This is a genomic window from Pseudonocardia sp. DxW (assembly GCF_058448985.1).
This window is the reverse complement of the sequence record NZ_JBZFLK010000015.1, coordinates 140299-161068: the sequence shown is the minus strand read 5'-3', so window position 1 is coordinate 161068 and position 20770 is coordinate 140299. Positions and strand designations below refer to the sequence as shown.

Annotated in this window: 21 protein-coding genes, 3 tRNA genes, 1 pseudogene and 1 riboswitch; of the genes and pseudogenes, 16 read left to right on the top strand and 9 right to left on the bottom strand. The window is 73.0% G+C overall.

The annotated features are described in order from the left end of the window. Window positions 1-20 precede the first annotated feature (20 nt). From ACVJO7_RS23115 to ACVJO7_RS23105, 3 genes are all read right to left on the bottom strand, one after another. Entirely contained in the window at window positions 21-212 is a 192-nt protein-coding gene (locus tag ACVJO7_RS23115; RefSeq protein ID WP_344024545.1) for a ferredoxin, read from the bottom strand. A gap of 107 nt (window positions 213-319) precedes the next feature. Then, a complete protein-coding gene (locus ACVJO7_RS23110; protein WP_344024547.1) occupies window positions 320-604 on the bottom strand; it encodes a hypothetical protein in 285 nt (94 codons plus the stop codon). Window positions 605-749: 145 nt separating this feature from the next. Further along, window positions 750-2639: an AMP-binding protein gene (locus tag ACVJO7_RS23105; RefSeq protein WP_491674601.1), complete on the bottom strand. Its 1890-nt coding sequence runs from the start codon at window positions 2637-2639 to the stop codon at window positions 750-752. Between the two features lie 274 nt (window positions 2640-2913). On the opposite strand from ACVJO7_RS23105, the gene ACVJO7_RS23100 reads away from it, so the two are divergent. From ACVJO7_RS23100 to ACVJO7_RS23080, 5 genes are all read left to right on the top strand, one after another. After that, entirely contained in the window at window positions 2914-4182 is a 1269-nt protein-coding gene (locus tag ACVJO7_RS23100; protein WP_491674600.1) for a GDSL-type esterase/lipase family protein, read from the top strand. A 205-nt stretch (window positions 4183-4387) separates the two neighbouring features. Then, window positions 4388-4606, top strand: a complete 219-nt coding sequence (locus tag ACVJO7_RS23095) for a hypothetical protein (RefSeq protein WP_344024553.1) — start codon at window positions 4388-4390, stop codon at window positions 4604-4606. A 203-nt stretch (window positions 4607-4809) separates the two neighbouring features. Next, window positions 4810-4882: transfer RNA gene (locus ACVJO7_RS23090), tRNA-Glu, on the top strand. Window positions 4883-4897: 15 nt separating this feature from the next. Next, window positions 4898-4971: transfer RNA gene (locus tag ACVJO7_RS23085), tRNA-Asp, on the top strand. Between the two features lie 38 nt (window positions 4972-5009). Beyond that, window positions 5010-5083: transfer RNA gene (locus ACVJO7_RS23080), tRNA-Phe, on the top strand. A gap of 78 nt (window positions 5084-5161) precedes the next feature. On the opposite strand, the gene ACVJO7_RS23075 is transcribed toward ACVJO7_RS23080, so the two are convergent. Together ACVJO7_RS23075 and ACVJO7_RS23070 are read right to left on the bottom strand one after the other, a co-directional pair. Next, window positions 5162-5665, bottom strand: a complete 504-nt coding sequence (locus tag ACVJO7_RS23075) for a type II toxin-antitoxin system VapC family toxin (RefSeq protein WP_491674599.1) — start codon at window positions 5663-5665, stop codon at window positions 5162-5164. After that, window positions 5578-5826, bottom strand: a complete 249-nt coding sequence (locus ACVJO7_RS23070; RefSeq protein WP_491674625.1) for a hypothetical protein — start codon at window positions 5824-5826, stop codon at window positions 5578-5580. The genes ACVJO7_RS23075 and ACVJO7_RS23070 overlap by 88 nt, the downstream gene beginning before the upstream one ends. Before the next feature lie 536 nt (window positions 5827-6362). Between ACVJO7_RS23070 and ACVJO7_RS23065 the strand changes: the two genes are divergently transcribed. From ACVJO7_RS23065 to ACVJO7_RS23020, 10 genes are all read left to right on the top strand, one after another. Continuing rightward, window positions 6363-7139, top strand: coding sequence for an IclR family transcriptional regulator (locus ACVJO7_RS23065; RefSeq protein WP_491674598.1), 777 nt, complete (start codon window positions 6363-6365; stop codon window positions 7137-7139). A 118-nt stretch (window positions 7140-7257) separates the two neighbouring features. Further along, on the top strand, window positions 7258-8199 hold the full coding sequence (locus tag ACVJO7_RS23060; protein ID WP_491674597.1) for an NAD(P)-dependent oxidoreductase: 942 nt from the start codon (window positions 7258-7260) through the stop codon (window positions 8197-8199). Window positions 8200-8248: 49 nt separating this feature from the next. Further along, window positions 8249-9805, top strand: coding sequence for an ABC transporter substrate-binding protein (locus ACVJO7_RS23055; RefSeq protein ID WP_491674596.1), 1557 nt, complete (start codon window positions 8249-8251; stop codon window positions 9803-9805). Next, complete coding sequence (locus ACVJO7_RS23050; protein ID WP_491674595.1) at window positions 9802-10740, top strand: ABC transporter permease; 939 nt, start codon at window positions 9802-9804, stop codon at window positions 10738-10740. Before ACVJO7_RS23055 ends, ACVJO7_RS23050 begins: the two co-directional genes overlap by 4 nt. Then, a complete protein-coding gene (locus tag ACVJO7_RS23045; protein WP_491674594.1) occupies window positions 10737-12764 on the top strand; it encodes a dipeptide/oligopeptide/nickel ABC transporter permease/ATP-binding protein in 2028 nt (675 codons plus the stop codon). Before ACVJO7_RS23050 ends, ACVJO7_RS23045 begins: the two co-directional genes overlap by 4 nt. Next, window positions 12761-13822, top strand: a complete 1062-nt coding sequence (locus ACVJO7_RS23040; RefSeq protein ID WP_491674593.1) for an oligopeptide/dipeptide ABC transporter ATP-binding protein — start codon at window positions 12761-12763, stop codon at window positions 13820-13822. Before ACVJO7_RS23045 ends, ACVJO7_RS23040 begins: the two co-directional genes overlap by 4 nt. Window positions 13823-13863: 41 nt before the next feature. Further along, window positions 13864-14691 carry an RraA family protein gene (locus tag ACVJO7_RS23035; RefSeq protein ID WP_491674592.1) on the top strand — a complete coding sequence of 276 codons (828 nt, stop codon included), beginning with the start codon at window positions 13864-13866 and terminating at the stop codon, window positions 14689-14691. 56 nt (window positions 14692-14747) lie between these two features. Further along, complete coding sequence (locus ACVJO7_RS23030; protein WP_491674591.1) at window positions 14748-16034, top strand: mandelate racemase/muconate lactonizing enzyme family protein; 1287 nt, start codon at window positions 14748-14750, stop codon at window positions 16032-16034. Window positions 16035-16066: 32 nt separating this feature from the next. Continuing rightward, a complete protein-coding gene (locus ACVJO7_RS23025) occupies window positions 16067-16894 on the top strand; it encodes a hydroxypyruvate isomerase family protein (protein ID WP_491674590.1) in 828 nt (275 codons plus the stop codon). Continuing rightward, window positions 16891-17781 (top strand): 2-hydroxy-3-oxopropionate reductase, encoded by an 891-nt coding sequence (locus ACVJO7_RS23020; RefSeq protein ID WP_491674589.1) that lies wholly within the window; start codon window positions 16891-16893, stop codon window positions 17779-17781. Before ACVJO7_RS23025 ends, ACVJO7_RS23020 begins: the two co-directional genes overlap by 4 nt. A gap of 116 nt (window positions 17782-17897) precedes the next feature. On the opposite strand, the gene ACVJO7_RS23015 is transcribed toward ACVJO7_RS23020, so the two are convergent. After that, complete coding sequence (locus tag ACVJO7_RS23015; RefSeq protein ID WP_491674588.1) at window positions 17898-18512, bottom strand: TetR/AcrR family transcriptional regulator; 615 nt, start codon at window positions 18510-18512, stop codon at window positions 17898-17900. Window positions 18513-18606: 94 nt separating this feature from the next. On the opposite strand from ACVJO7_RS23015, the pseudogene ACVJO7_RS23010 reads away from it, so the two are divergent. Further along, window positions 18607-19200, top strand: a pseudogene (locus ACVJO7_RS23010) (SDR family NAD(P)-dependent oxidoreductase); the annotation flags it as partial. A 273-nt stretch (window positions 19201-19473) separates the two neighbouring features. Here ACVJO7_RS23010 and ACVJO7_RS23005 read toward each other — a convergent pair. The 3 genes from ACVJO7_RS23005 to ACVJO7_RS22995 form a co-directional block, all read right to left on the bottom strand. After that, complete coding sequence (locus ACVJO7_RS23005; protein ID WP_491674623.1) at window positions 19474-19848, bottom strand: fluoride efflux transporter FluC; 375 nt, start codon at window positions 19846-19848, stop codon at window positions 19474-19476. Beyond that, on the bottom strand, window positions 19836-20252 hold the full coding sequence (gene crcB / locus ACVJO7_RS23000) for a fluoride efflux transporter CrcB (protein WP_491674587.1): 417 nt from the start codon (window positions 20250-20252) through the stop codon (window positions 19836-19838). The genes ACVJO7_RS23005 and crcB overlap by 13 nt, the downstream gene beginning before the upstream one ends. Before the next feature lie 11 nt (window positions 20253-20263). Continuing rightward, window positions 20264-20326, bottom strand: a riboswitch (Fluoride riboswitch). 24 nt (window positions 20327-20350) lie between these two features. Continuing rightward, a complete protein-coding gene (locus ACVJO7_RS22995; protein ID WP_491674586.1) occupies window positions 20351-20770 on the bottom strand; it encodes a hypothetical protein in 420 nt (139 codons plus the stop codon).

Below are 20770 nucleotides of genomic sequence, written 5' to 3'. Positions count from 1 at the left end.
GGACGGCCGGGATGCGGCCGTCAGCCCTCGACGGTGATGGCCGCCTTCGGGCAGCTGCGCGCCGCCTCCTCGACCTGCGGCCGCAGGGCCTCGGCCGGGTTCTCGTCGAGAATGTAGAGGTAGTCGTCGTCCCGCACCTCGAACACCTCCGGGGCGACACCCATGCACACCGCGTTGCTCTCGCAGCGGTCGAAATCCACGATGACCTTCATGCCGCCCATGGTGCCCCCGGACGGCGTCGCGTGCACGACTGAGGATGCCCTGACCTGCGGTTATGCTGTCCTGACCTGAGCCGGCGGGACCGTGCCGCAGCGGTCGCTCAGTGCCCGGCGGCGGTGTGCGCCGGCACAGGCGCCGGGGCCGGCGCGGGGTTCGCCCGCGCCTCGCGCGCCGGTTCCGACGTCCGGGTGGCGGGCGGGAGGCCGAGCATCGCCGGCGCGCTCGCGGCGGTCGCCGCGGTCGTCGCGGGCAGGGTCCCGACCGGCTCCGGGGTGCCGGCGGGCGGCCGGTCCGCGGGGGACTCCAGCAGCGCGGCGACCCCGAGGACGAGGCCGACGGTGAGCGGGCCGGCCAGCGCGGCGAGCCGCATGCGGGTGCCGTCCATGACGAACCTCCACGTCGATCGACGACCGCGTGGGGGGCGGGGGAGCGGGTGCGGCCGTCGTCAGGTGATCGGCCTACGTGGCCGGGCCGTTACCGGCCCGGTCCGGTGAGGTCAAGGACGGCCCGCGTGGACCACCTGAACGGGGTCACTCCCGCCGGAGGATCGGGCGGAGCGTGTCCAGCACCGACGCGTCGTCGATGGTGGACGGGACCGCCTCGTCGGCGCCGTCGGCGATGCCGCGCATCGTCTTGCGGAGGATCTTCCCGGACCGGGTCTTGGGCAGGGCCGGGACGATCGCCACGTCCTTCAGCGAGGCCACCGCGCCGATCTGGTCGCGGACCAGCTGCACCAGCTCGGCGCGCAGCCGCTCCTCGTAGCCGTCGGCCGCGGCGTCGACACCGGATTTGAGCACCACGAACCCGCGCGGGATCTGGCCCTTCATGGTGTCCGCGACGCCGATCACCGCGCACTCGGCGACGTCGGCGTGCGAGGCGAGGACCTCCTCCATCCCGCCGGTGGACAGCCGGTGCCCGGCGACGTTGATCACGTCGTCGGTACGGCCCATCACGAAGATGTAGCCGTCGGCGTCGATGTGCCCGCCGTCGCCGGTGAGGTAGTAGCCGTCGAACGCCTTCATGTAGGAGTTCACGTAGCGCTCGTCGTCGTTCCACAGGGTCGGGAACGCGCCCGGCGGCAGCGGCAGCCGGGCCACGATCGCGCCGTCGGCGCCGGGCTCGGCCGGCGCGCCCTTCTCGTCGAGCACCCGGATGTCCCAGCCCGGCATCGGCCGGGTCGGCGAGCCGGGCTTGATCTCCAGCAGCTCGACGCCCGCCGGGTTCGCCGCGATCGGCCAGCCGGTCTCGGTCTGCCACCAGTGGTCGATCACCGGGATGCCGAGCAGCTCCGAGGCCCAGCGGTAGGTCTCCGGGTCGAGCCGCTCACCGGCCAGGAACAGGTACTTCAACGACGAGATGTCGTGCCGGGTGGTGAACGCGCCCTGCGGGTCCTCCTTCTTGATCGCCCGGAACGCAGTCGGCGCGGTGAACAGCGACGTCACCCGGTTCTCGGCGACCACTCGCCAGAACTGCCCGGCGTCCGGCGTGCCGACCGGCTTGCCCTCGTAGAGCACGGTCGTCGCGCCCGCGAGCAGCGGCCCGTAGACGATGTAGGAGTGGCCGACGACCCAGCCCACGTCGGACGCGGTGAAGATCGTCTCCCCGGCGCCGACGTCGTAGATGTTGGGCATCGACCAGGCCAGCGCGGTGGCGTAGCCGCCGGAGTCGCGCACCACACCCTTGGGTTTGCCGGTGGTGCCGGAGGTGTAGAGCACGTAGAGCGGGTCGGTGCTGCGCACCGGCACCGGATCGGCCGGCGTGGCCTTCGCGGCGGCCTCGGCCCAGTCGACGTCGATCGGCCCCAGCGCCGCGGTGGCCTGCTCGCGCTGCAGGATCACGGTCGCGTCCGGCTTGCGGTCGGACAGCTCGATCGCCTTGTCCAGCAGCGGCTTGTACTCGATGACCCGCTTGCCCTCGATCCCGCAGGACGCCGACACGACGACCTTCGGGCCGGCGTCGTCGATCCGGACCGCGAGCTCCTTGGCGGCGAACCCGCCGAACACGACCGAGTGCACCGCGCCGAGCCGGGCACAGGCCAGCATCGCGATCGCCGCCTCCGGGACCATCGGCATGTAGATGACCACCCGGTCGCCGCGGGTGACGCCCAGGTCGCGCAGCACGCCCGCGAACGTCGCGACCTCGTCGCGCAGCTCCGCGTAGCTGTAGCTGCGCCGGCTGCCGGTGACCGGCGAGTCGTACACCAGCGCGGTGCGGTCGCCGTGCCCGGCCTCCACGTGCCGGTCCAGCGCGTTGTGCGCGACGTTCAGCTCGCCGTCGGGGAACCAGCGGTAGAAGGGCGGGTTCGAGTCGTCGAGCGCGGTGCCGGGGGCGACGTGCCAGTCCAGCGCCTCCGCGGCACGGAGCCAGAAGCCCGCCGGGTCCTCGACGCTGGAACGGAAGATCTCCTCGTAGCCGGCCACGCGACCCGCCCTCCCTCTGCTGCCCCGGCGACCCGCACCGGCCACCGTCCGTGGGGCACGACACTAGAAGCTGCCCCTGACAATCCGCAGCCTCGCGCATCCGGGTGCCGTGCACGCCCACCCGAACGGAGAGTCCGCTCGGCGGTCCCGTTCGGCCGGTCGTCGCAGAGTGACCGGCAACCTACGTAACGTGATCGGGTGACGGGTCGACACAGCGCGTGCGGGACCCGGCCGGCTGCACCGGCGGGATCGGAACGGACGGAGGCGGACGCGCGTGCGGCGTGACGGTCGGTGGCACCTCCCGGCGGCGTTCGCGGTGCTGGCACTGCTCGTCGCGGGCCTCACGTTCGCCGGCTGCGGCCGGGTGCTGCCCGCCGCGGCGGGCGCGGCGGGCTGCGGCCCCGGCTGGGTGGCCGGCTGGCACGCGGCGCAGCAGGCGGTGCCGGGCGACCAGCTCGCCGGGCGGACGCTGCGGATGGTCGTGCGGCCGCAGACGTCCGGGGACGGGCTGCGGCTGCGGCTGTCCAACCGGCACGGCGACGGCCCGCTGCACATCGGCGCGGTCACCGTCGGCCGGGCGGGCGACGGCGCCGGCACGACGGGCCCGCGTCCGGTGTCGACCGCCGGGCGCCCCGACGTCCGGCTGGAGCCCGGCGCGGACGTGCTGACCGATCCGCTGCCGGTCCCGGTCGTGCGGGACGTGCCGCTGACGGTGAGCCTCTACCTGGCCGAGGTCCCGGCGACGATCAGCTCGCACCCGGTCGCGATGCGCACCGCGTGGCTGTCCGGGCCGGGGGACCGGTCGGGGCAGCCGCAGCCGGACGGCTTCGGCACCACGCTGCAGTCGTGGCCGGTGCTGGCCGGGATCGACGTCCTGGTGCCGCGCCCGGCCGGCGGGGTGCTGGTGATCGGCGACTCGCTGGTGGACGGCGTGGGCAGCACGCCCGACGCCGACGACCGCTTCTCCGACCGGCTGGCCGCCCGGCTGGCGTCCGAGCGGACGGCGACGCCGGTGCTCAACGCGGGCCTGTCCCGCAACCGGCTGCTGCAGGACGATCCGCCGGCCGGCGGGGACGCGCCGGGCACCCGGTTCGACGTCGACGTGGCGCCGCTGGCCGGGATCCGGGACGTGATCCTGCTCATCGGGACCAACGACCTCGCCGCCGGAGCCGGGGCCGACGAGCTCGCGGCGGGCCTGCGGGCGTTCGCCGACCGGGGCCGGGAGGCCGGGCTGCGGGTGTTCCTCACCACGATCCCGCCGTCGACGAGCGGCGGCCGGGACGCCGCCCCGGTCGTCGCGGCCCGGGACCGGATCAACGAACGCATCCGCACCGAGGGCCCGCACTGGGCCGACGGGGTGATCGACGCGGCCGCGACGCTCGCCGATCCGGGTGATCCGACGCGGCTGCGTCCGGAGTACGACTCCGGTGACGGCCTGCACCCGTCGCCGGCCGGATACCGGGCGCTGGCGGCAGCGGTGCCGGTCGGGGCCCTGTCCGCTGGGTCGGCCGCGGACCGGTGCCCGGCCTCGGCGTCCGGCTGAACGCCGGGCCCGGATCAGCGCGGGCGGTGACCGTCCCGTCACCCGGGAAGGGGCGTGCAGGGCACCCGCACGATCGGTAACGTCTTGGTCACGGCCACAGCACGTGGCGGTACCGGCGAGACCCGGCACCGCGGCGCGACCCACGGACGGAACCCGGGGGTGTGCCAGGGACACGGGACGCCCCGACTGCCTACGGGGAGGCGTCATGAGCATCGGTGCGAAACGCAGTACCGACGACGAGACCGGATCCATCCCGGCGCCGCGGAACGCGGCCGACGCGTTCAAGGTGTCCGACGACCAGGTCCAGAAGGCCCGGCTCGTCGTGGCGAAGAACTCCGCCGACTCGGGTGACCTGCGCGAGCTGCTCGACATGCTCGGCCTGATCTCCTCGAACCCCGACCAGCCGCCGCCCGTCGCGCGGTGACGGCGGCGCCGCACACCCGTTCGCGGCGCCGCACACCCGTTGCAGCGGGTGTGCCGCGGGGCGGAGGGGTGTGCGGGCTCCTGACCGGCCAGGACGCCGCGATCAGGGGGGTGGTTGCAGGCGGGGTCGGGGCGGTGTCGTATGGTTTCACCGCTCCCAACGGACAGCCGTTGAGGGAAGGTTGAGCCTCCACGGTCATCCAAGCCCCCATCGTCTAGCGGCCTAGGACTCCGCCCTTTCAAGGCGGCAGCGCGGGTTCGAATCCCGTTGGGGGTACGGTTACATCAGCAAGGCCCAGTGGCGCAGTTGGTTAGCGCGTCGCCCTGTCACGGCGAAGGTCGCGGGTTCGAGTCCCGTCTGGGTCGCTCCACTCTCTGGATCCCCGGGTTCATCCGGGGGCCGGGGCCAGGTAGCTCAGTTGGTACGAGCGTCCGCCTGAAAAGCGGAAGGTCGGCGGTTCGACCCCGCCCCTGGCCACACTCTCTCACCAGCGGGTTCCCCGATCGGCACCGTCCCGATCTCCCCGGTTGACGGTAACCGTGAGGCAGTGGACGGTCACGGCAGCAGCGTGAACGCCTCGATGTGGGCCGGGCGTACGGCGGCGAAGTGGCGCCGGTCTGTGGTCAAGATCGTGGTGATCGAGAGCCTCTCGGCGATGGCGATCACGCTGGCGTCGGAACCTCCGAGCGGAAAGTCCGCGTAGCGCTCCACCAGATCGGCCATCCGAGCGAAGTCGGAGACGGCGAGATCGGCGACGACGAGGCTGCCGTCGCTGAAGGAACGTAGGAACGCTGCTTCCGCCTCCGCGCCGAACCTGTGGCGGGCGATCATGTAGCAGACCTCGGCCACGATGGTGCTCGGGACGAGCAGCGGACCCGGCAGCGTGGTCAGTAGTTCCGAGCAGCGGTCGTGCCACTTGTCGCTGCGATCGAAGCCGGCGATCAGCGGGCCTGCGTCGACGACGATCTCGCTCAGGACTCGCGCCCCATGCCGTCGCGGATCTCGTCCTTCGCCCGCTCGCTGAGATCGCCGTGGCCAGTTGCGACGGTGCCCAGCCACCCAAGGTGGCGGCGGGGGGTGGACGGTGCGGCTCCGCCTTCGATCACCTCGAAGCGGACTCGGTCTCCCGTGTGCAGAGGGAGGCCCAAGCGCTCGGCAACCTCCGCCAGCTCCGGTGCGACCACGAACTCGTGCTGCTCGCCTGCGGCAGGCATGCTCATCGCGGACACCTCCTTGATCCTCCCAGTGTCGCATCTGCGGCCCAGAGCGTCCCGAACATCAATCCTGACGGCAATCCTGACGGCAACGCACCCGGCGCAGCCGGTCGCAGCGGGTCCGGTCCTGGCCGACACGGTGGCCGAGTGAGTGGAGCGCAGGGCTCGGGTGCCTGAAAAGTGGAAGGTCGGCGGTTCGACCCCGCCTCTGGCCACACTCTCACCAGCGGGTTCTCCGCAGATGTCCCTCCAGTTCGTGCCGCGTGACGTTGCCGCGGGCGTCGGTTGTCCCGCATCCGAGCCGGATCCCGACCGATGGTGATGTACCCCTTACCGGGATACCGGCCCCGCTCTGGGTGGTGGCTGCAGCCCGCGGAGCCCCTCGCGTGCGCGTCCCGCATCACCCACGGGCGTGTTGCGCAGAATGAAACAGTGATGCACTGGTAGACACAGCTGTAGTGTCGTTGCGCGGTGTGGCGAGTCGAGAGCGGGAGAGGCGGGTGCGAATGGGCCCGGATTCAGCGGCGGGACCGGGAGATCTTGTGGCGCAGGAGCGGCCCGATCCACCGGCGAACGTCCTGCAGCGCGGACTGCTCGTGCTGGAGGCGGTGGCCCGCTCGGTCAACCGCAAGGGCGTCGGTGTCACGGCGATCTCGGCCGAGACCGGTCTCGACAAGTCGACGGCCTCGCGGCTGCTGGCCCAGCTGCGCGACGCGGGGTACGTGCGCCAGGACGGATACCGCCGCTACCGGCTGACCGCCAAGCTCAGCGAGCTCGGTGCCGGCTTCTCCGAGGTCGAGGACCTGCGCATCGTCGCCCGCCCGCATCTCGAGGCGATGCACGAGCGGTTCGACGAGGAGATCCACCTCGCCGTGCTCGACGGCGGCCTGATGACCTTCATCGACTACATCGGGTCGTCCCAGCTGGTGCGCTCGCACCTGACCGGCCGGCAGCGCCCGGTGCACGAGACGGCGGCCGGCCTGGCGATCCTCGCGCACCTGCCGCACGAGACGAGGGTGGCGGTGCTTCGCCAGTCGGCCGAGGGCGTCGGGCAGGTCCTGTCCGACGAGGAGGTGCAGGCCACGATCGCCGTGCTCGACGACGCGCGCGAACGCGGCTGGGCCGGTTACGACCGGTCGGACGACGTCATCCGCTTCGCCAGCCCGGTGTTCACCGCCGACGGCGAGCCGGTCGCCGCCGCGTGCATCTCGGGGCCGAGTTTCCGGCTGCAGCCCCGGGCCGACGTCGTCGCCGCCGCGGTGATCGAGGCGGCCGCCGCCACCTCGCGGGACCTCGGCGCGGAAAGACTCACTCAGTAAGGCTCACTGAGTAAGACGCTGTTGCGTTCAATGAGATGAGTTTGTAGTGTCCTGATCGGCCGCCGACGACGGTGGTGATCCGGTCGGGTGCTGCACCCGCGCCTAGTGAGGAGCGCCGATGTCGCTCGGCAGCGCACGCGAAGTGGGTGTCGCACCACCGCTCCCGGTGGCGGTCGCGCCGACCGCCCCGGAGGTGCTGGTCCGTGCCATCGAGGACGGCGGGGGCCGCTACGAGCCGGACCCGGCCCGGGCCCGGGCGCTGCAGTGGCTCGGCAAGGACGCCCCCGCGCTGCGCCGGCTCCTCGCCGGATCGCCCGGGATCGAGTGGGTGCAGCTCGGCGGAGCCGGCGTGGACACCTGGGCGGCGGAGGGCGTGTTCGCCGACGACCGGACCTGGACCTGCGCCAAGGGCGCCTACTCGGAGCCCGTCGCCGAGCACGCACTCGCCCTCACGCTCGCCCTCCTGCGTTCGCTCCCCACCAGGGTGCGCGCCACCTCCTGGGGCGAGCAGCTCGCCCGCACCCTCTACGACTCGCACGTGGTCATCGTCGGTGGGTCCGGCGGGATCGGGCGTGAGCTGATCCGGGTGCTGGTCGCGTTCCGGGCGCGCGTCACGGTCGTGCGGCGAACCCCGGCCGGCGAGGGCGAGCACCGGTTCGAGGACCTGCCCGCCGTCCTCCCGGGCGCCGATGTCGTCGTCGTCGCCTGTGCGCTGACGCCGCAGACCCGCAACCTCATCGACGAGGCGGCGCTGCGGGCGATGCCGCCGCACGCAGTACTCGTGAACGTCGCCCGCGGGCCGGTCGTCGACACCGATGCCCTGGTTCGGGCACTGGATTCCGGAACGATTGCCGGCGCCGGTCTCGACGTCACCGAACCCGAGCCGCTTCCGCCCGGTCATCCGCTGTGGGGCCGGTCCGACTGCCTCATCACCCCGCACAGCGCCGACACCCCGGAGATGATCCGCCCGCTGCTGGCCGGTCGCCTGCGGGAGAACGTCGCCCGCAAGGTCCGCGGTGACCCGCTGGTCGGCGTCGTCGACGCCGATTCCGGTTACTGAGCAACGCATCCCCAGCCCACATCCCGGCCGCAACGAAGCGGAGGTCACCGTGAACAGTCCCGAACGTCCTGCACGTCGTCGCACCGGAGTGCGTCGGACCGCAGCCACCCTGGCAGCAACCCTCGTTCTCGCCGCATGCGGCGGTGGCGGTGGTGGTGCGGCCACCGAAACCCTGTCGATCGGCTACTCCTTCGCCACCGAGACCTTCGACCCGGTCTACGCCATCGCCGGCGCCCAGGGCAGCGCGCACATCGACGCGCTCTACGGCTCGCTGCTGGAGCGTGACGCCGACCAGGAGCTCACCGGCGGCCTGGCGGAGGCCTGGGAGTGGACCGATCCGACCACCCTCGTCCTGCAGATCCGCGAGGGCGTGACGTTCACCGACGGCGAGGCCTTCGACGCCGAGGCCGTGAAGACCTACTTCGACTACTTCCGCGAGGCACCCAACGCGCCCTACGGCCGGCTGGACGCCGTCGAGGAGGTCGTCGTCGAGGCCCCGCACACCGTGCGGCTCGACCTGAGCAGGCCGGACCCGACCCTGCTGCACTCACTCGTCGGGCACGCCGGCTCGGTCCCCAGCCCCCGGGCGATCGAGGCGGGCGACCTGGGGATCAACCCGGTCGGGGCCGGTCCGTACACCCTCGACGAGAGCCGGACCACGCTCGACAGCGTCTACACCTACACACGGAACCCGGACTACTGGAACGCGGACGCCTACGACTTCGAGACCCTCGAGCTGCGGATCTACACCGACGCCAACGCCATGTACAACGCGCTGGTCTCCGGCCAGGCCGACGTCGGCTACGGCGACGTGTCCAACGTGGCGGCCGCCGAGGAGACCGACCTCGCCGTCCACTCGCAGCCGCACAACGCGAACGGCATCCAGATCTTCGACCTCGCGGGCGAGGACTTCCCACAGCTGGCCGACGTCCGGGTGCGTCGCGCGATGCAGATGGCCGTCGACCGGCAGGCGATCATCGACACGACGTTCCAGGGCCGCGGGACCCCGAGCGTGCTGACCTTCACCCCGGGCACCGGCCCGGGCTACGACGAGTCCCTGTTGGACCACTGGCCCTACGACCCCGACGAGGCGCGCCGCCTGCTCGCCGAGGCGGGACAGGCCGACGGGTTCGCGTTCGAGGCGGTCACCCTGTCCAAGGACCAGCCGATGGCCGAGGCCGTGGCGGGCTACCTCTCCGAGGTCGGGATCACCATGAACCTCCTCGTGCGCCCGCCCGGCGAGACGGCGAACACCGACATCGGCGCCTACGCCGCGGCCGCCGCCGCCCGCGGGCTCTCCGACGGATACGCGACCCCGAACCTCCTGTACCTGGGCCCGGTGAAGGCCTCCAACCAGCGCGGCTACGAGGTCCCCGAGATCCGCGAGCTCTACGAGGCGATGCTGGTCGCCGAGGGCGAGGAGCAGGACCGGCTGATGCGCGACATCGCCAGGGCCGCCGTCGAGGGCGCCTACAGCATCCAGGTCGGCTACGTGGACTCGATGACCTACTACGACCCCGAGGTGGTCGGCGGCGTGCACGTGCTGCCCGGCCACGGCGGCCCGTACCTCCTGGGCGACGGTCTGCGGCGCGCGGAGGTCACGTGATCCGGTACGCCGCGCGGCGGATCCTCTACTCCGTCCCGATGCTGTTCGGGATCGCGTCGCTGGTGTTCGTCCTGCTCAACGCGCTCCCGAACGACATCGCGGAACGCCGCGCCGGCGACGAGGCCTCACCGGAGGCGATCGCGGCGATCCGGGCCGACCTCGGACTGGACCGGCCGCTGCTCGAGCGGTACCTCGAGTGGGTCGGCGGGGTCCTCACCGGCGATCTGGGCGTGTCGTGGCACAACGGCCAGTCGGTCCTCACCGGGATCGTCCAGACCGCGCCGATCACCCTGTCCATGGTGGTGCTGTCGCTGGTCGTCGCACTGGCGCTCGGCGTCCCGATCGGCGTGCTGGCCGCGACCCGTGGCGGGCTCCTGGACCGGGGCCTGGTCGGGCTCACGGTCGTGGCCATGGCGGTCCCCAACTTCTGGCTGGGGTTGCTGCTGGTCCTGCTCTTCGGGCTGTCGCTGGGCTGGTTCCCGGCGACCGGCTACGTCGACCTGGCCGCGTCGCCGGGGCAGTGGCTGAGCCACCTCGTGCTGCCGGTGGTAGCGGTCGCCACCGTGTCGATCTCGGTGATCGCCCGGCAGACCCGCTCGGCGATGCTGGAGAACCTGGACCGGGACTACGTCCGGACGCTGCGCGCTGCCGGGGTCGGCGAGCGGTCGGTGGTCTACCGGCACGCCCTGAAGAACGCGGCCACCCCGGTGCTGACGACGTTCGGCATCCAGTTCGTGGCGCTGTCCGGCGGCTCGATCATCGTCGAGCAGGTCTTCGCGGTGCCGGGCCTGGGACAGCACACGCTGACCGCGCTGGCCCGCGGCGACGTGCCGGTGGTGCTCGGGATCCTCGTCCTGACCGCCGCGGCCGTCGTCGTGATCAACCTGGCGGTCGATCTGATGAACGCCGCGGTGAACCCGAAGGTGAGGCTATGAGCACCGACGTCACCGCCGCCGCGCCCTCCGGTGGGGGGCCCGGCGGGGAACCAGCCGGTCGCCGGACCGGCCGCATCGCCTGGCTGTTGCGCCGCCCCGGGATCCTCGCCTGCCTGGCCTGGATCGGCCTGGTCTTCGTGGCCAGCAGCCTCGCCCGGCTCTTCTCGCTCGGCGACCCGCTGGCGCAGGACCTGGCGGACTCGCTGGCCGGTCCCAGCGCCGAACATCCACTGGGCACCGACCAGCTCGGCCGTGACGTGCTGGACCGCCTGCTGTTCGGCGGCTGGGAGACCCTGCTGAGCGCCTGGCTGGCGGTCGTGATCGCGGTCGCCGTCGGCACCGCGCTCGGCCTGCTCGCCGGCTACGTCGGCGGGCTGCTGGACACCGTCGTCAGCTGGGTCCAGGACATCCTCATCACGCTGCCCACGATCCTGGTGCTGCTGGCGGTGGCCACTGTGCTGGGCAACGACATCTGGGCCGCGATGACGGTGCTCGGCATCCTCATGTCGGCGACCTTCATCCGGTTGGTCCGGTCCCTGACCGTGTCCGTGCGCGAGGAGCTCTACGTCGACGCGGCGCGGGTGTCCGGGCTGACGAACGCGCGGATCCTGGGCCGCCACATCCTGCCCAACGCGGTCGGACCGGTGTTCATCCAGGGCTCGGCCGCCCTCGGCACGGCGGTCGTGGTCCAGGCCGGGCTCGGTTTCCTCGGGCTGGGCGCGCCGCCCCCGTACCCGAGCTGGGGCGGCATGATCTCCGAGGCGGCGACCTCGATCAGCCTGCAGCCGTGGCTGCTGGTCCCCTCGGGGATGATGATCGTGCTGACGGTGCTCGCGCTGAACCTGCTCGGGGACTACCTGCGCGACGAGATGTACGCCGCCCGGCGCGGCCGCGGCGACGCCGCGCAGCGCTCCCGGTCGCACCGGCGTGCCGCGCAGGCACTGGCCCGCCGGGAGGTCGCCGAGCCGCCCCAGGGCGCCCCCGACGACGCCGTGCTGCGGGTGCGGGACCTGCGGGTGTCGTTCCCCCGCGGCGACGGCTTCGTCGATGTCGTCTCGGGTGTGGACCTCGACATCGCAGTCGGTGAGACGGTCGGGCTCGTCGGCGAGTCCGGCTGCGGAAAGACCATGACCGGGCTGAGCCTGCTCGGCCTGGTGCCGTCCCCGGGAGTGATCAGCGGGCACGTCGAGATCGACGGGCGCCGGGTGGCCACCCACGACGGGTCCTTCGCCACCCTGCGGGGACGCGACGTCGCGCTGATCTCGCAGGAGCCGATGGCCTCCCTCGATCCGGTGTTCACCGTCGGTAGCGTTCTGGAGGAGGTCCTGCGCGGTCACGGCTTCGACCGCGCGGGCGCCCGTGCCCGGGCGGTGGAGCTGCTGGAACTGGTCGGCATCCCGCGGGTCGAGGCGGTCCTGCGGTCCTACCCGCACCAGCTCTCCGGCGGGATGGCGCAGCGGGTGTCCATCGCCGTTGCGCTCGCCGGGGAGCCCCGCCTGCTCGTCGCCGACGAGCCGACCACCGCCCTCGACGTCACCGTGCAGGCCGACATCCTCGAGCTGCTGCGCCGCCTGCAGACCGAGCTCGGGATGGCCCTGCTGTTCATCACCCACGATCTCGGCGTCGTCGCCGACATCTGCACCCGCACCGTCGTCATGTACGCGGGCGAGGTCGTCGAGTCCGGACCCGTCGAGGACCTGTTCGACGCACCGGGCCACCCCTACACGGCCGCGCTGCTCGCCGCGACCCCGCAGGTGGACGACGACCACGATCCCGTCGGCATCCCCGGTGTCGTCCCGCCGCCCGGCCGGTGGCCCGAGCACTGCCGCTTCGCCGAGCGCTGCTCCTTCGCGACCGCACACTGCCGATCCGGGCCCGTGCCGCTGACCCCGGGCGGAGCGGGGCGCCTGCACCGCTGCGTGCGCTCGGAGGAGCTGCTCGCCGAACGGAGCGGCGTGGCGCCGCAGCGGTCGCTGATCCCGTCCGAGCCGGGCCGCGCCCCGGTGGAGGTGAACCACCCGTGACCACCGAACCGCTCCTGGACATCCGTGATCTCGACGTCGACTACCGCATCTCCCGACGCGAGACGCTGCGCGCCGTACGGGGAGTCCACCTCGACGTGCAGGCCGGCGAGACCGTCGGGCTGGTCGGCGAGTCCGGCTCCGGCAAATCGACGATCGGTCGCGCGGTACTCGGCCTGACCCCGCCGAGCTCCGGATCGATCCGGTTCGAGGGCCAGGAGATCGCCGGGCTCCGCGGCCGGCGGCGGGCCCGGCTGGCCCGGGACCTGCAGGTCGTGTTCCAGGACCCGTTGAGCTCGCTGAACCCGTCGCTGAAGGTCGGGGACCTGCTCCAGGAACCGATCCGCGTCGTCCGGAAGGTCTCGCGCAGCGAGGCGGCGGGCACCGTCGGCGACCTGCTCGAGCGGGTGTCGCTGCCCCGCGACGCGGCCGACCGCTATCCCGGGGCGTTCTCGGGCGGGCAGCGGCAACGGATCGCGATCGCCAGGGCGCTGTCGGTCGACGCCCGGCTCGTGGTCTGCGACGAGTCGGTCAGCGCCCTGGACGTCTCCACCCAGGCCTCCATCCTGGCACTGCTGCGGCGGCTGCAGCGCGAGCTCGGCGTCGCCTACCTGTTCGTCTCCCACGACATCGCCGTGGTGCGCAACATCTCGCAGCGGGTCGTGGTGCTCTACAAGGGCGCGGTGATGGAACGCGGCGACACCGGCGAGGTCGTCGACCGGCCGTACCACCCCTACACGCGGACCCTGATCGACGCGATCCCGATCCCCGATCCGCGGGGGCAGCGGGAGCGGCGGGCCCGACGGCTGGCCGCCCGCGCGAATGCACCCGGCAGGTCCCCGGCGTCCCCGGCCCCGGCCGGGGTGGGGTGCCCGTTCGCACACCGCTGCGCCTTCGTCGACGACGCATGCCGGACCCGCACCCCGGTCCCCGTCACCATCGGGTCGCGGGAGGTCGCCTGCCACCTCTACGACCCTACGTCGGGCCACCCCCGGGCCACCGCGAAAGCCGGGGGGACGACCGACCCCCTCGCCCGGCTCTCGGCGCCGCCCACCGGGTGACCCCACGACAAACGTCCCGGGACGATGAGAAGAGGACAAGCATGCAGATCCAGCTCGACCACGGTGGCCTGGTGGCGCTGACACCCGAGTGGACCGGTGACCGCGACGCCAACGGCCGTCCGCTCGTCGGCGACGACGTGATCGACCGGCTCCGCGGCATCTCGACCGAGCAGGTGTGGAAGCCGATGAAGCAGGCCGGCTACGAGCGGCAGTTCGTCGGGCACTGGTTCCAGACGAGGCCCGGACAGCAGCTGATCGGACGCGCGGTCACCGCCCAGTACGTGCCGCACCGGCCGGACTTCGACGCCGTCGTCCTGGAGCTGGCGCGGGCCCGCGGCTGGGCGGCCGACGGGATCGTCAAGCAGAACTGGTGGGCCGTGGAGGCCGTCGTCGCCGGTGACGTCATGGTCGTGGACATGTTCGGCAAGATCGAACACGGCACCTTCATCGGCGACAACCTGGCGACCGCGCTGGCCAGCCGGACCGCGGGCGGCGGCGCCGTCATCGACGGCGGCATCCGGGACGAGGCAGGCATCGCCGAGCTCGAGTCGACCAACGTCTTCCACCGGGGTGCGCACCCGAGCGGCATCGCCGACGTGACGATGGCCGGTCTGAACATCCCGGTGCGGGTCGGCGGGGTGACGGTGCTGCCGGGCGACGTCGTCATCGGCACGCCGACCGGCGTCATCTTCATCCCGCCGCACCTGGCCGAGCAGGTCGCCCGGCACAGCGAGGACACCCGGCTGCGCGACGCGTTCGGCAAGTCCCGCCTGGCCGAGCGGGTGTACACGAGCGCGCAGATCGACATCGGCACCTGGGACGACGAGATCCAGGCCGACTTCGACACCTGGCGGCTGACCCGCCGGTGAGCGGGCCGTCACGGCTCCCGACATCCCCCACACCGCGAACACACGAGAGGACCCCCATGACCGAGGTCGGCCTCGAAGACCGGATCAACACCCGGACCCGTTCCAGCGAGCTGCGGATCACCGACCTGCGCGTCGCCAAGCTGGACGGCGTGCCGATGAAGCACACGATCATCCGCCTGGACACGAACCAGGGGATCACCGGCTGGGGCGAGGTGCGGGACCAGGCGAGCGCGACCTACGCGCTCATGCTGAAGTCCCGGCTGGTCGGGGAGAACCCCTGCAACATCGAGAAGGTCTTCCGCAAGATCCGCCAGTTCGGCGGGCACGGCAGGCAGGGCGGCGGCGTCTCCGGCATCGAGATGGCGCTGATGGACCTGGCGGGCAAGGCCTACGACGTCCCCGCCTACATGCTGGCCGGCGGCAAGTACCGCGACGAGATCCTCGTCTACGCCGACACCCCGTCCCGCCGGAGCGCCGAGGAGATGGGGCAGGTCCTGCTCGAGCGCATGGACCGCGGGTTCACGATGCTCAAGATGGACGTGGGCCTGTCGCTGCTCATGGACATCCCGGGGGCGGTCGTGGCCAGCGACGCGCAGCGTGCCCGCCGGCCGAAGGACCGGCCCTTCACCATGCACCCGTTCACCGGGGTGCACATCACGAAGTCGGGTGTCGACCATCTCGTCGACTACGTCGCGCAGGTGCGCGAGATGATCGGCTACGAGATGCCGGTCGCGGTCGACCACTTCGGCTACATGGACGTCGAGTCGGCGATCCGGCTCGGCCGCGGCCTGGAGCCGTTCGGGCTGGAGTGGCTCGAGGACCTGATCCCGTGGCAGTACACCGAGCAGTGGCGCCAGATCACCGACGCCATCGCCGTCCCGACCTGTACCGGCGAGGACATCTACCTCGCCGAGAACTTCAAGCCGCTGCTGGACCGCCAGGCGATCCGGGTCGCCCACCCGGACCCGGCGAGCGCCGGCGGGATCCTGGAGACCAAGCGGATCGCCGACCTCGCCCAGACCTACGGCGTGCCGACGGCGCTGCACCTGGCGGCCACCCCGATCGCGACGATGGCGTGTGTCGCGATCGGCGCGGCGTCGGAGACGTTCTACGCCCTGGAACACCACGCGGCGGACGTCCCCGAGTGGAACCACCTCGTGACCGGCCTGCCCGACCCGATCATCCAGAACGGGCACATCAAGGTCCCGGAGACCCCCGGGCTCGGGTTCGGCGACATCGACGAGGAGGCGTTCAAGGCGGCGCTGGATCCTCGGGATCCCGCATTCTTCGAGGAGACGACGATCTGGGACGACGAAGCGAGCTACGACCGCCAGTGGGGCTGACGCAGGCGCCCCGGCCAGCACAAGGAGCAGCAGTGCCCATCACCCTCCCCCTCCCGGCCACCGTCAACTGCTCGATCGTCCTCGGCGGCCTGCCGCTGCTGGACCGTCCGGCGGCGGCCGCCGCGGCCGGGTTCGACGCGGTCGAGTTCTGGTGGCCGTTCGACCGGCCGGTCCCCGCCGACCGCGAGATCGACGCGCTCGTGACCGCCGTGTCCGACGCCGGTGTCGCGCTGACCGGGCTCAACTTCGCCGCGGGTGACATGGCGGCGGGCGAGCGCGGCATACTGTCCGACCCGCGGCGGACGGGCGAGTTCGCCGACAACGTCGAGGTCGCGGTCGGAATCGGCGAGCGGCTCGGCACGACCGGGTTCAACGCGCTGTACGGCAACCGGATCGACGGCGTCGCGGTGCAGGAGCAGGACGAGCTGGCGGCCGTGAACCTGGCGCTGGCCGGGCGGGCGGCCGGCCGGATCGGCGCGGTGGCGCTGGTGGAGCCGGTCAGCGGGATCGACGCCTACCCGCTGCGGACCGCCGCGGACGCCGTCGCCGTCCTGGACCGGGTGGGCTCGGACGACGTGCGGCTGCTGCTCGACGTGTTCCATCTGGCGGTGAACGGCGACGACCCGGCCGCCGCGATCTCCGCGTACGGCGACCGGATCGGTCACGTTCAGGTCGCCGACGCGCCCGGCCGCGGCGAGCCCGGCACCGGTGACCTCCCGGTCGCCGCGCTGCTGGAGCAGGTCGCGGCCACCGGGTACCGCGGCCGGATCGGTCTGGAGTACAAGTCGACCACCGACGACCCGTTCGGCTGGCTCACCAGGCCCGCCGGCACGACCACCCCGACCGGAGGCACCGCATGACCACGATCGGCTTCATCGGACTCGGCATCATGGGCGGCCCGATGGCCCGCCACCTGGTGGCGGCCGGTCACGAGGTGACCGGCTTCAACCGCAGCCCGGAGAAGACCCGCCCGCTGGTCGACGCCGGTGGCCGCGCCGCCGGATCGGTCGCCGAGGCGGTCGACGGCGCCGACGTCGTCGCGCTGATGCTGCCCGACTCGCCCGACGTGGAGGCCGTGCTCGACGGTGCGGACGGCGTGTTCGCCACCGCGAAGCCGGGCACGCTGGTGATCGACTTCTCGACGATCCGGCCGGACGTCGCCCGGGACCTCGCGGAGCGGGCCGCGGCGCGCGGTCTGCGGATGATCGACGCCCCGGTCTCGGGCGGGCAGGCCGGCGCCGAGAACGCCACCCTGTCGATCATGGTCGGCGGGGCGACCGACGACGTCGGGGCGGCCCGGCCGCTGCTCGACGCGGTCGGGCGGACCGTCGTGCACGTCGGGCCGATCGGTTCGGGGCAGACCGTGAAGGCCGCCAACCAGCTGATCGTCGCGGGCAACATCGCGCTGCTGGCCGAGGCGCTGGTGTTCCTGCAGGCGCACGGCGCGGACCTGTCCGCCGCGGTCGAGGTGCTCGGCGGCGGCCTCGCCGGCTCGGCGGTGCTGACCCAGAAGGCGCAGAAGATGCTCGACGCCGACTACGCGCCGGGCTTCAGGATCGACCTGCACCACAAGGACATGGGCATCGTCGCCGACGCGGCCCGGGCGGCCGGTGTGGTGACCCCGGTCGGTGCACTGGTGGCCCAGCTGGTCGCCGCGACCCGGGCGGCCGGGGACGGCGGATCGGACCACTCGGCCCTGCACCGCACCATCGCCGGCTTGAGCGGGGAGCCGACCGGCCGGCCGTGACCGCCGGCCCGGACGTGACCGCCGGCCGGACGTGCCCGGCCCGGCTCGGCCGGTGTGGCCCGGGACTGCCCGGTGCGCGGTCGGCGGCGCGCCGCGATCCGGGGCGCGGGCCGGCGTCAGGCGGGCGGGCCGGCGTCGCCCGCCCGTACGGCCCGCACGCACTGGTCGTAGAGGGCGAGCCAGTCGTCGGCCGGTGAACCGGTCACCCAGATCCGGCCGGCCGCGTCGCAGCAGCTGAACGACGCGGCGATCACCGCCCGCGCCACCAGCTCGGCGTCGTCGTGGCCGGCCCGCCCGATCCGGTCGGTGACCCGCGGGACGAGCGCGTCCTGCCAGCGCTGCCGTTTCACCAGGTAGCTGGCCAGCAGCGCCGGCGTGCCGAGGATGAGCCTGCTCAGCACGAACGCCTCGTCCGGCGTGTGGTTCGCGGTTGTGACGGCGATCCAGCCGGCGCGCAGCGCGTCCCACGGCCCGGTGCGCGGCAGCTCCTCGGCGACGACCCGGGCGAACATCTCCCCGAGCTCGTCCTGCGCGCCGCAGACCAGGTCCTCCTTCGCGCCGAAGTAGCGGAACAGGGACCGCTGCGAGATCCCGGCCTGCTCGGCGATCTGCGCCATCGTCGTCGCCTCGTAGCCCTGCTCGACGAACAGCGGGATCGCGGTGTCGAGGATGCTGCGCACCGCCAGCTCGCGGGACCGGTCCCGCAGCGTCGGTCGGGCGGGCGTCTGCATGGGGCCGAATCTACTTCCCGGTGCCGGGCCGAGGCGATCTCCTCTCGCAGCACGAGAGATGGCAGTCACTGCCAAATAGACATAGAATGCCGATATGGCTGTTGATGTCAGTACGCACACCGTCCTCGTCACCGGTGCCAGCTCCGGGATCGGCCGTGCCTTCGCGACGGCGCTGGCCGGGCGCGGGGCCGATCTGGTCCTCGTCGCCCGGCGGGCCGACCGGCTGGAGGCGCTCGCCGCCGAGCTGCGCGCCCGCACCGGTGTCGCGGTCACCGTCGTGCCGTTCGACCTGTCCGCGCCCGGGCTCGGCCCCGGATTGCGGGACGCCGTCGCGGCCCGCGGCGCCGGCGTCACGGCGGTGATCAACAACGCCGGCTTCGGGACCTTCGGCATGTTCGGCGGGGAGGACCAGGACCGGCTCGACCGGGAGATCGCGGTCGACGTCGCCGCACCCGTCGCGATCGCGCGGGCGTTCCTGCCGCAGGTGCGGGCCGCACGCGGGTTCCTGATCAACGTCGCGAGCATGGCGGCGTACAACCCCACCCCGCGGATGGCCGTCTACGGCGCGGCGAAGGCGTTCGTGCTCAGCTTCACCGAGTCGCTGTGGGCGGAGCTGCGCGGCACCGGCGTGACCGTCTTCGCGCTCTCCCCGGGCGCCACCGCCACCGAGTTCAACGACGTCGTCGGCACCGAGGACGCCACCTCGGGGTCACGCAAGCGCACCGCCGAGGACGTCGTCGGGACCGCGCTTCGCCATCTCGCCCGGCGCGACCCCGGGCCCAGCGTGATCGACGGCCGGGTCAACCGGCTCAGCTCGCTCGCCGCCCGCTTCCTCCCCCGACGGGCGATGGTGTCGGTGGTGGCCCGGATCACCGACCCGGGGCGGCGGGGATCCGCACCGCAGCCGGTCCCGGCCGGACGGCCGGCCCGATCCTGCGGCCGACCGCCGGCCGGGACCGGGTCACAGCACCAGCCCGGTCAGCGCCCAGCCGGCCGCCGCGCCGAGGATCCCGGACGCGACGCTGCCCGTCAGGTAGGCCACCGCGGTCGGCGTGGCCCGCCGCTCGGCGAGCGCGACCAGCTCGTACCCGAAGGTGCTGTAGGTTGTCAGCGCCCCGCAGAAGCCGGTCCCGAGCAGCGCGCCGAGCTCCGGCGGGAGCGCACCCGCGGCACCGATCAGCGCGCCGAGCAGCAGCGAACCGGCGACGTTCACCGCGAACGTCGCCCACGGGAACACCGGATCGAGCCGGGCCCGCACCACCGCGTCGGCCAGGTGGCGCAGCGGCGCACCGACCGCGGCACCCACGCCGACCAGCAGGACGGTCAACGCGTCCATCGGGCACCGCCGATCCGGCGGGTCAGCACCACGGCGAGCGCGCAGGCCGTCACCGCGACGACCGGTGACGCCAGCGCGTAGCCCAGCGCGAGTCCGTAGTGGCCGTGCCCGGCGAGCTGCACCGTCTCGACCGACCAGGCGGAGAACGTCGTGAACCCGCCCAGGACGCCGACCCCGAGCAGCGGGCGCAGCAGCGGGTTCGGCCGGTCCGCCCCGGCGAGCACGGTGTAGAGGACGCCGATCAGCAGGCAGCCGCTGACGTTGATCCAGAACGTGGTCCACGGCCAGCCGCCGGGTGCGGCCGGGAACGCGACGCCCAGCAGGTAGCGGATCTCGGCGCCGACGACGCCACCCACCGCGACCGCCATCGGGACCCGGGAACCGGTCGTCCGCACACGCCTCACCCATCCACGATCGTCGGGTAGGAGCCATCAGCGCGCGGGCGCGGTTGTCGGCGAGCCCCATCGCCGTCCGGTCCACGATAGCCCCGCCGGGCGTTCGGTCAGCCGGCGGCGAGCGCGGCCCGGGCCCGGGACAGCACGGTGTGCAGCACGTCGCCGGCCACCGTCAGGTCGGCGGGCGGCAGGTCACCCCACAGCTGCGCGGTGATCCGGCCGGTGGCCGCGACGATCCGCTCGCGCAGCGCGATCCCCTCCGCGGTCGCGGCGGGCCCGCCGTCTCCGCTGCTGCCGGTCCGGACCAGGCCGGCCGCGGCCAGCTCGGCGAGCCGGGCCTCGGCGGTCGCCCGGTCCACCTGCAGCGCGCCCGCGATGCGGCCGGTGAGATCGGGCCCGCCGGCGACGGTCAGCGTCAGCGCGATCCAGCGGTGCTCGTCGAGCCCGGTGCCGGCCAGCTCGCGGAGCAGCAGCGCGTTGAGCGCCTTCTCGGTGCGGCCGAGCAGCTGGGTGCCGAAGGCGGTCAT

Excerpts from the sequence above, each read along its gene's own strand:
- ACVJO7_RS23115 (WP_344024545.1), bottom strand. The coding sequence starts at position 212 with ATGAAGGTCATCGTGGATTTCGACCGCTGCGAGAGCAACGCGGTGTGC.
- ACVJO7_RS23110 (WP_344024547.1), bottom strand. The coding sequence starts at position 604 with ATGGACGGCACCCGCATGCGGCTCGCCGCGCTGGCCGGCCCGCTCACC.
- ACVJO7_RS23095 (WP_344024553.1), top strand. The coding sequence starts at position 4,388 with ATGAGCATCGGTGCGAAACGCAGTACCGACGACGAGACCGGATCCATC.
- ACVJO7_RS23070 (WP_491674625.1), bottom strand. The coding sequence starts at position 5,826 with ATGAGCATGCCTGCCGCAGGCGAGCAGCACGAGTTCGTGGTCGCACCG.
- ACVJO7_RS23060 (WP_491674597.1), top strand. The coding sequence starts at position 7,258 with ATGTCGCTCGGCAGCGCACGCGAAGTGGGTGTCGCACCACCGCTCCCG.
- ACVJO7_RS23045 (WP_491674594.1), top strand. The coding sequence starts at position 10,737 with ATGAGCACCGACGTCACCGCCGCCGCGCCCTCCGGTGGGGGGCCCGGC.
- ACVJO7_RS23035 (WP_491674592.1), top strand. The coding sequence starts at position 13,864 with ATGCAGATCCAGCTCGACCACGGTGGCCTGGTGGCGCTGACACCCGAG.
- ACVJO7_RS23030 (WP_491674591.1), top strand. The coding sequence starts at position 14,748 with ATGACCGAGGTCGGCCTCGAAGACCGGATCAACACCCGGACCCGTTCC.
- ACVJO7_RS23020 (WP_491674589.1), top strand. The coding sequence starts at position 16,891 with ATGACCACGATCGGCTTCATCGGACTCGGCATCATGGGCGGCCCGATG.
- ACVJO7_RS23015 (WP_491674588.1), bottom strand. The coding sequence starts at position 18,512 with ATGCAGACGCCCGCCCGACCGACGCTGCGGGACCGGTCCCGCGAGCTG.
- ACVJO7_RS23005 (WP_491674623.1), bottom strand. The coding sequence starts at position 19,848 with ATGGACGCGTTGACCGTCCTGCTGGTCGGCGTGGGTGCCGCGGTCGGT.
- ACVJO7_RS22995 (WP_491674586.1), bottom strand. The coding sequence starts at position 20,770 with ATGACCGCCTTCGGCACCCAGCTGCTCGGCCGCACCGAGAAGGCGCTC.